Origin of the sequence: Streptococcus sp. 1004_SSPC, from assembly GCF_001069025.1 — a bacterium.
Lineage (GTDB): Bacteria > Bacillota > Bacilli > Lactobacillales > Streptococcaceae > Streptococcus > Streptococcus vestibularis.
In genome coordinates, this window is record NZ_JWGQ01000121.1 from 1 (window position 1) to 7,594 (window position 7,594).

Genomic DNA, 7,594 nt, shown 5'->3' on the forward strand with positions numbered 1-7,594 from the left:
AACAGACATTTTTGGGCAGAAGGTTATTATGTAAGTACGGTAGGACTTAATGAAGCCACAATTAAGAAATATATTCAGGAACAAGAGAAGCATGATATCGCTTTGGATAAATTAAGCGTGAAAGAATATGAAAATCCCTTTAGGGATAACGGTAAGTAATGCGAATGCCTCTTTGAGAGGCTTGTGACGAGTCAAAAGCAATAAGGCTTGAACAAAGTGAAAGCCAGCGTCTTTAGGCGCTGGCTGGTATTATGGGCTTATAGCCCTTGGTCAAACCACCCGTTAGACGGGTGGTTATGATTTACCCTGAAATTTGATATAATAGCAGGCATAGTAATCTCAGCAGGAGAAGAGAATGAAGGATTTTTTGACAACCACCCAAACTCATCCACCCCAGATACCGTTGCCCTATTATTTACTAATGCTTTTGGCGATGGTGCTTTTGAGTTACTTGAGCTGGCGTTGGTATAAGAATAAGATATGGCGTTGGACCTTTCTCACTATCCAAGCCATTCAACTCTTTGCCCTTTATACCTGGTACCTCTGGCAGGGCTTTCCACTTTACATTAGTCTACCCCTTTACCATTGTCGCATGGCCATGTTTGCTGTTCTCCTCCTGAAAAATAGTAGAATAAAGAGTTATTTCGCTATTATGGGAGTTGTCGGGACTTACTGTGCATTGATTTATCCAGTATTTGATCCCTATGAGTTTCCACATATCACAGGCTTTTCTTTACTAATTGGTCACTATGCCCTACTTGTCAATAGCCTGAATGTCATTTTTAACAGTTATAAAACCCAACCCGTCAGCCAACGACTGATTATGGTGGCTACCTTGATACTGAATCTAGGTCTTGTAATAGTTAATCAGACAATCGGTGGAAACTATGGCATGCTTAAACACACGCCATTTATTATAGGAACTCCCTTATTTGTCAAATACTTTGCTGTTTCAGGAGCTCTGATTTTTCTCATGATAATCATGAAAAAAGGTCTGGAGCGTTTTGAAGAGAAATATTAAATAAATGAAGAAACACGCTATCAGAAAGTTGATAGCGTATTTTTTCATTTTATTTGTTTTATTCTAACACAAAACGCTTTCAGAATTGCTTTCACACTGTAATTTGGATATAATAAAAGAGCTGTGCCTGCGAGAATTATTGCAAGCCTCGACAACAAATGTAGCTCTCACAAGACAGAAATTTTCTGAAAGAAGTGCTACAACTATCTTGCTTTCCAATAAGATTATTTTTTTAAAGAAGAAAGAAAACTATGAGCATTCAAGACGAAATTAAGAAACGCCGTACTTTTGCCATCATCTCTCACCCCGATGCTGGTAAAACAACAATAACTGAACAATTGCTTTACTTTGGGGGTGAAATCCGTGAAGCTGGTACCGTAAAAGGTAAGAAGACTGGAAACTTTGCCAAGTCAGACTGGATGGATATCGAGAAACAACGTGGTATCTCAGTAACCTCATCTGTGATGCAGTTTGACTATGCCGGCAAACGTGTCAATATCCTTGATACTCCAGGGCATGAGGACTTCTCAGAAGACACCTACCGTACCCTTATGGCGGTTGATGCTGCTGTAATGGTCGTTGACTCAGCCAAAGGTATTGAGGCCCAAACCAAAAAGCTTTTCGAAGTTGTCAAACACCGTGGTATTCCTGTCTTCACCTTCATGAACAAATTGGACCGTGATGGACGTGAGCCACTTGACCTCTTGGAAGAGTTGGAAGAAGTGCTTGGTATTGCCAGCTACCCAATGAACTGGCCTATCGGTATGGGTAAAGCCTTCGAAGGACTTTACGACCTTTATAACGAACGCTTGGAGCTCTATAAAGGTGACGAGCGCTTTGCCAAGATTGAAGATGGTGATACTCTATTTGCCAACAACCCATTCTATGAGCAAGCTAAAGAAGATATCGAACTCCTGACAGAAGCAGGAAATGAATTCTCTGAAGAAGCTATTTTAGCTGGTGAATTAACACCTGTCTTCTTCGGTTCTGCCCTTACAAACTTTGGAGTTCAAACCTTCCTCGATACCTTCCTCAAATTCGCGCCAGAACCACATGGCCACAAGACGGTGGATGGCGATGAGATTGATCCTCTTAATAAGGATTTCTCAGGTTTTGTTTTCAAAATTCAAGCCAACATGGACCCACGTCACCGTGACCGTATTGCCTTTGTTCGTATCGTGTCTGGTGAATTCGAGCGTGGTATGAGTGTAAACCTAACCCGTACAGGTAAAGGAGCTAAGCTCTCTAACGTCACTCAGTTTATGGCTGAGTCCCGTGAAAATGTCGAAAATGCCGTGGCTGGAGATATTATCGGGGTTTACGATACAGGAACTTACCAGGTTGGTGATACCCTTACCGTAGGTAAAAACAAATTTGAATTTGAGCCCCTACCAACCTTTACGCCAGAGTTGTTCATGAAAGTTTCTGCTAAAAACGTCATGAAACAGAAGTCTTTCCACAAAGGAATTGAACAATTGGTGCAAGAAGGAGCCATCCAGCTCTACACCAATTACCAAACAGGTGAATACATGCTTGGTGCCGTTGGTCAACTTCAGTTTGAAGTCTTCAAGCACCGTATGGAAAACGAATACAATGCTGAAGTCGTTATGACACCAATGGGTAAAAAGACCGTGCGTTGGATTCAACCTGAGGACCTTGATGAACGCATGTCATCAAGCCGAAACATCTTGGCCAAAGACCGCTTTGACCAACCAGTCTTCCTATTTGAAAATGACTTTGCCCTTCGTTGGTTTGCGGACAAATACCCAGATGTGACATTGGAAGAGAAGATGTAATACAGCACAAAAGATGACGATTTTAAATCGTTCATCTTTTGACGCTAGCCACTATCTTGTGGCTAGCTAGCCGTCTGACTTTATGTCGTAATATCTTATTAAAACAAGAAAAACCATAGGACTGCCAATTAAGACTGTCCTATGGTTTCTTTTATTTTTCCGTATTGAGTAATCTGCCTAGGAATCGTTGCAGGGCGAAGAAAACAATAAGGCTTGCCAATGTTTCTCCTAGGAAAGATGAGCTATTGACAATGAATGAATAGAGATAAGGGCTTTGTCCTTTAGGAGCATAGCTCCCCCAAAAGATGACACCAGCTATAAAGTGAATGAAGTAACGAGCAAAGCTACCAAGCAGAATCCCCTCAGTAATCACCGTCAGAGACTTGAGCTTTTTCCCTTGTATAATGGCTTTATCAAGGGCTGGTTTGACAATACCACTGATACCAATAAGACTAAAGGCGACAAAATACTCCAGAAAACCTTGTGTTAAGGTTAGCCAACCACCGGCTGCCTGTCCTGTCACCACTTGAAGTAGCCCCCAGATAAGACCGCCCATAGCACCAGCTTTTGAGCCCCAGCGAAAACTGAGGAGAAAGATAGGTACCATCTTAAAGGAAAGGGAAATCCAAGGGCCTAGTGACATAGGCTGGGTAACTAGGTCCAGGATATAAGCAATAGTTGCAAAGAGTGCAACCTCAATCATTGGTCGAATACTTGTTTTCGACATAAAAAAACCTCCTATACCAATCGTCTTGATTGGCTATTTTTTGCCACATCAAAACGACGTCATAGAAGTTCTCCTATTTCAATCTATTTTGAGACACATCCCTACGCAGGTTCTAACCTGATCAGGTGGTAAGAGTTTAGGCAAGTCTTGAAGAAAAGATTCAAGCTAGCCATTCTCAGCAATTGCTCCTCTTGTGACCCTTTTATTGTACTACCAGAAACCCATTTCTGCAAGTGTCTGAAATCTTAAAATTGTGGTATAGTTAAAGCAAGAACTATCTTTAAGTAAAAAAAGGAGAAAAACTATGGGAATTTTTTCAGGATTGCTTGGCAATGCGTCTAAGAAAGATAATGGCAAGGTTGAACGTCAATTGGAGAACATCTTGATTCCAGGTGAACAGGTGGAGTTAGCCTATGTCCTTGTTCGTGACTTGATTGTCTTTACAGAGAAGCGCTTGATTTTAGTCGATAAGCAAGGTGTTACAGGAAAGAAGACTTCCTATAAATCTATCCCTTATCACTCAATCTCTCGTTTTACTGTAGAAAGTTCTGGGCACTTTGACCTAGATGCTGAACTTAAGATTTGGATTTCATCAGCACTGGAGCCCGCAGAGGTACTTCAATTTAAGAGTGATAATAATGTTTTTGAAATCCAACAAGCTTTGGCAGCAGCAGTGCTAGAGTAATGAGGAAGAAAAATGTTTATTGAAAAAGAACTGAGTTATAAGCGTCACTGGATTAATATTGACTCAGACATTATTTCTGAGCAATCCTACCTTTATACCAAGTATGATATTGATCAGGAAACCATAGAGTATGCTTTGGATAAAAATGAACGAGCTCACATGGACTACAACCGTGAGACTGGGACAATCACCTTTATCTATAATGTTCTGGCGCTTGAAAAGGACAAGGAATACTATGAAACTATCCCTCTGACCTTTATTGTACAAGATACGCGTTTGGTGACTATTAGTAACGAGGATAATGCTTATGTGATAAGCAAAATGCAAGACTATGTGGATAACCATGAGGATTTGTCCATTTACAAGTTGCTCTTTGCAGGACTTGAGATGATTTCAAATGCCTATTATCCCGTTATTGAACGCTTGGATCAGCAAAAAGATGAGGTTAGTCGACGCCTAAGGCAGACCACGACAAGTAAGAATCTGTACGACCTTTCAGATTTGGAAACAGGCATGGTCTATTTGGTGGCTGCAGCTACACAAAACCGTCTCCTTTTGGAACATATTAAGGGGCATGCCATTTATCGTCGTCTCAATGAGGTCGAAAAAGAGCAGTTTGATGATGCCATGATTGAAGCTAGGCAGTTGGTTGCCATGACGGACCTCATTTCTAAGGTCTTACAGCAACTATCAGGTTCTTATAATAATATCCTAAACAACAATCTGAACAACAACTTGAGTAATTTGACTATTATTGAGGTACTATTGGGAGTTCTCGCCGTCATTACCGGTTTCTTTGGGATGAATGTTCCTCTACCTTTTATGACTGTCAGTCCAGCCTGGATTTTCATCATTTTTGGTAGTGCCATTCTTTGTTTGGTCTTGGCCCGCTACTTGCGTTGGTTGGTCCATAAATAATAATTAGTGAGTGAAACCGTCTTCTCAAATTGGAGGCGGTTTTAAAACGTTATTCACTGTCTTTTTATTCTTAAATATGATAGACTAGATAAGTTGTTAAATTAACGACTATTAAATACAGGTAGTTAACATACCACACAACCAAGTCTCATAAGGTGGCTTCGCACTACCTTCAATAGAAAGAAGAATATTTTGAAATTTACAGATTTAAACCTATCAGAAGACATCCAATCAGCTGTTGTAGCTGCCGGTTTTGAAAAGCCATCACCTATCCAAGAGTTGACGATTCCACTCGCTCTTGAAGGTAAGGATGTTATCGGTCAGGCCCAAACTGGTACTGGTAAAACAGCTGCCTTTGGTCTGCCTACCCTAGATAAAATTCGTACAGAAGAAAATACAATCCAAGCCCTTGTTATTGCCCCAACACGTGAGTTGGCAGTGCAATCTCAAGAAGAGCTTTTCCGTTTTGGTCGTGACAAAGGCGTTAAGGTTCGCTCAGTCTACGGTGGTTCTAGCATTGAAAAACAAATTAAGGCCCTTCGTTCAGGTGCCCACATTGTTGTAGGGACACCAGGTCGTCTCCTTGACCTTATCAAACGTAAGGCTCTTAAACTCAATAATATCGAGACTTTGATTTTGGATGAAGCTGATGAAATGCTTAACATGGGCTTCCTTGAAGACATTGAAGCTATCATTAGCCGAGTGCCAGAAGAACGTCAAACTCTTCTCTTCTCAGCAACTATGCCTGATGCCATCAAACGTATTGGTGTTCAGTTCATGAAAGACCCTGAGCATGTGAAAATCAAGGCTAAAGAATTGACCAATGTTAACGTTGACCAATACTTTATCCGAGTGAAGGAACAAGAGAAGTTTGATACTATGACTCGCCTTATGGACGTTGACCAACCAGAATTGTCAATTGTCTTTGGTCGTACCAAACGTCGTGTGGATGAGTTGACACGTGGTTTGAAACTTCGTGGTTTCCGTGCAGAAGGTATCCACGGTGACCTTGACCAAAACAAGCGTCTTCGTGTTATCCGTGACTTCAAGAACGACCAAATCGATATCTTGGTTGCGACAGACGTTGCAGCGCGTGGTCTTGACATCTCAGGTGTTACTCACGTCTATAACTACGATATTCCACAAGACCCAGAAAGCTATGTTCACCGTATTGGACGTACAGGTCGTGCAGGCCAATCAGGTCAATCCATTACTTTCGTAGCACCAAACGAAATGGGTTACCTCAGTATCATTGAAAACTTGACGAAGAAACGCATGAAAGGTCTTAAGCCACCAACAGCTCAAGAAGCCTTCCAAGCTAAGAAGAAAGTTGCCCTTAAGAAAATCGAACGTGACTTTGCGGATGAAGCTATCCGTTCTAACTTTGACAAGTTCAAGGGTGATGCGGTTAAATTGGCTCAAGAATTCACACCTGAAGAATTGGCACTTTACATCTTGAGCTTGACCGTTCAAGACCCAGGGATGATGCCAGAAGTGGAAATTGCCCGTGAAAAACCATTGCCATTCAAACCATCAGGTGGTGGCTTTGGTGGTAAAGGGGGCAAAGGTGGCCGTGGCAACCGTGGTCGTGATAACAGCCGTCGTGGTGGTGGATACCGTGGCGACCGTAACCGCGATGACCGAGACGGTGGCCGTCGTGACTTTAAACGCAAGTCTAAGAAGAATAGCCGTGACTTCGAAAATCGTGGCAACAAACGCCCACACCGTACCTCAAGCGAAAAGAAAAACGGCTTTGTTATCCGGAATAAGGGTGATAAATAAGAATTAAAACGCTCTAAGAAATAGAGCGTTTTCCTATATCTTGAATATACAATATAAGTACATAATAAAAACTCATAAGTTTTTCTATAACCAGTTGTTAGACCAATTGCAAAAGCAACAAAACGATATATTGTAAGACCTGTTGTAAATACTGTGAAACGTTTTGTTGTTAATCCAGTCAAGAAATTGTTTGGTCGTAGAAGAGGAAAGAGAAGATGACAATGAAAAAAAGCAATATTTTAGGGATTTTTGTAGGACTATTTATAGGGTTGGTTACAGTCTTAGGAATGAGTCTATTTATCTTTATTAATTTAAAATTTAACTCTGTTTATTATGCTCAGCATATTCCTCATAAGGAGGGAACAGAACCGGACATCATTATGCTGATGGAGAATATGGGTTGGGCTTATACACCGGAAATAGATGGTATTAGCTATGATGATGATGGAATGTACGCTATAACTAGAAATAAAGGAACGGAAAGGTCTATATTAGGTCTTTCAGGTGATACTCTATATTTTAGTTCGGCATCGGGTGATGGCTATCTTTTAAATCATGATTTTTCTATCAAAACTGCTCTTGACAAACGTTATCACAAGATAAAATATAATCAACGAAAAGTCCTAAAAGAAATTAGAGAGACCGTTCAACCTGTGATTGATGCT

8 protein-coding genes and 1 riboswitch are annotated in these 7,594 nt (G+C 41.0%); of the genes, 7 read left to right on the forward strand and 1 reads right to left on the reverse strand.

The annotated features are described in order from the left end of the window. From ADF62_RS08585 to ADF62_RS08595, 3 genes are all read left to right on the forward strand, one after another. Window positions 1-159: transposase (locus ADF62_RS08585; protein ID WP_048788601.1), on the forward strand; the 159-nt coding region annotated here is incomplete at its 5' end. A gap of 196 nt (window positions 160-355) precedes the next feature. Next, the gene (locus tag ADF62_RS08590; protein WP_003096412.1) at window positions 356-1,021 is read left to right on the forward strand and encodes a YwaF family protein; all 666 of its coding nucleotides are present in this window, start codon (window positions 356-358) and stop codon (window positions 1,019-1,021) included. Window positions 1,022-1,272: 251 nt separating this feature from the next. After that, entirely contained in the window at window positions 1,273-2,817 is a 1,545-nt protein-coding gene (locus ADF62_RS08595; protein WP_002884210.1) for a peptide chain release factor 3, read from the forward strand. A gap of 151 nt (window positions 2,818-2,968) precedes the next feature. Here the strand turns inward: ADF62_RS08595 and thiT are convergent, their stop codons facing one another. Beyond that, window positions 2,969-3,544, reverse strand: coding sequence for an energy-coupled thiamine transporter ThiT (gene thiT, locus ADF62_RS08600; protein WP_003093515.1), 576 nt, complete (start codon window positions 3,542-3,544; stop codon window positions 2,969-2,971). An 81-nt stretch (window positions 3,545-3,625) separates the two neighbouring features. Further along, window positions 3,626-3,746, reverse strand: a riboswitch (TPP riboswitch). Window positions 3,747-3,848: 102 nt separating this feature from the next. Between thiT and ADF62_RS08605 the strand changes: the two genes are divergently transcribed. From ADF62_RS08605 to ADF62_RS08620, 4 genes are all read left to right on the forward strand, one after another. After that, a complete protein-coding gene (locus ADF62_RS08605) occupies window positions 3,849-4,229 on the forward strand; it encodes a PH domain-containing protein (protein ID WP_003094759.1) in 381 nt (126 codons plus the stop codon). Between the two features lie 12 nt (window positions 4,230-4,241). Beyond that, entirely contained in the window at window positions 4,242-5,147 is a 906-nt protein-coding gene (locus ADF62_RS08610; RefSeq protein ID WP_003096414.1) for a magnesium transporter CorA family protein, read from the forward strand. A gap of 192 nt (window positions 5,148-5,339) precedes the next feature. After that, complete coding sequence (locus ADF62_RS08615; protein ID WP_048788608.1) at window positions 5,340-6,929, forward strand: DEAD/DEAH box helicase; 1,590 nt, start codon at window positions 5,340-5,342, stop codon at window positions 6,927-6,929. 221 nt (window positions 6,930-7,150) lie between these two features. Further along, window positions 7,151-7,594 (forward strand): hypothetical protein (locus tag ADF62_RS08620; RefSeq protein WP_048788609.1); only part of this gene is annotated, 444 nt, incomplete at its 3' end.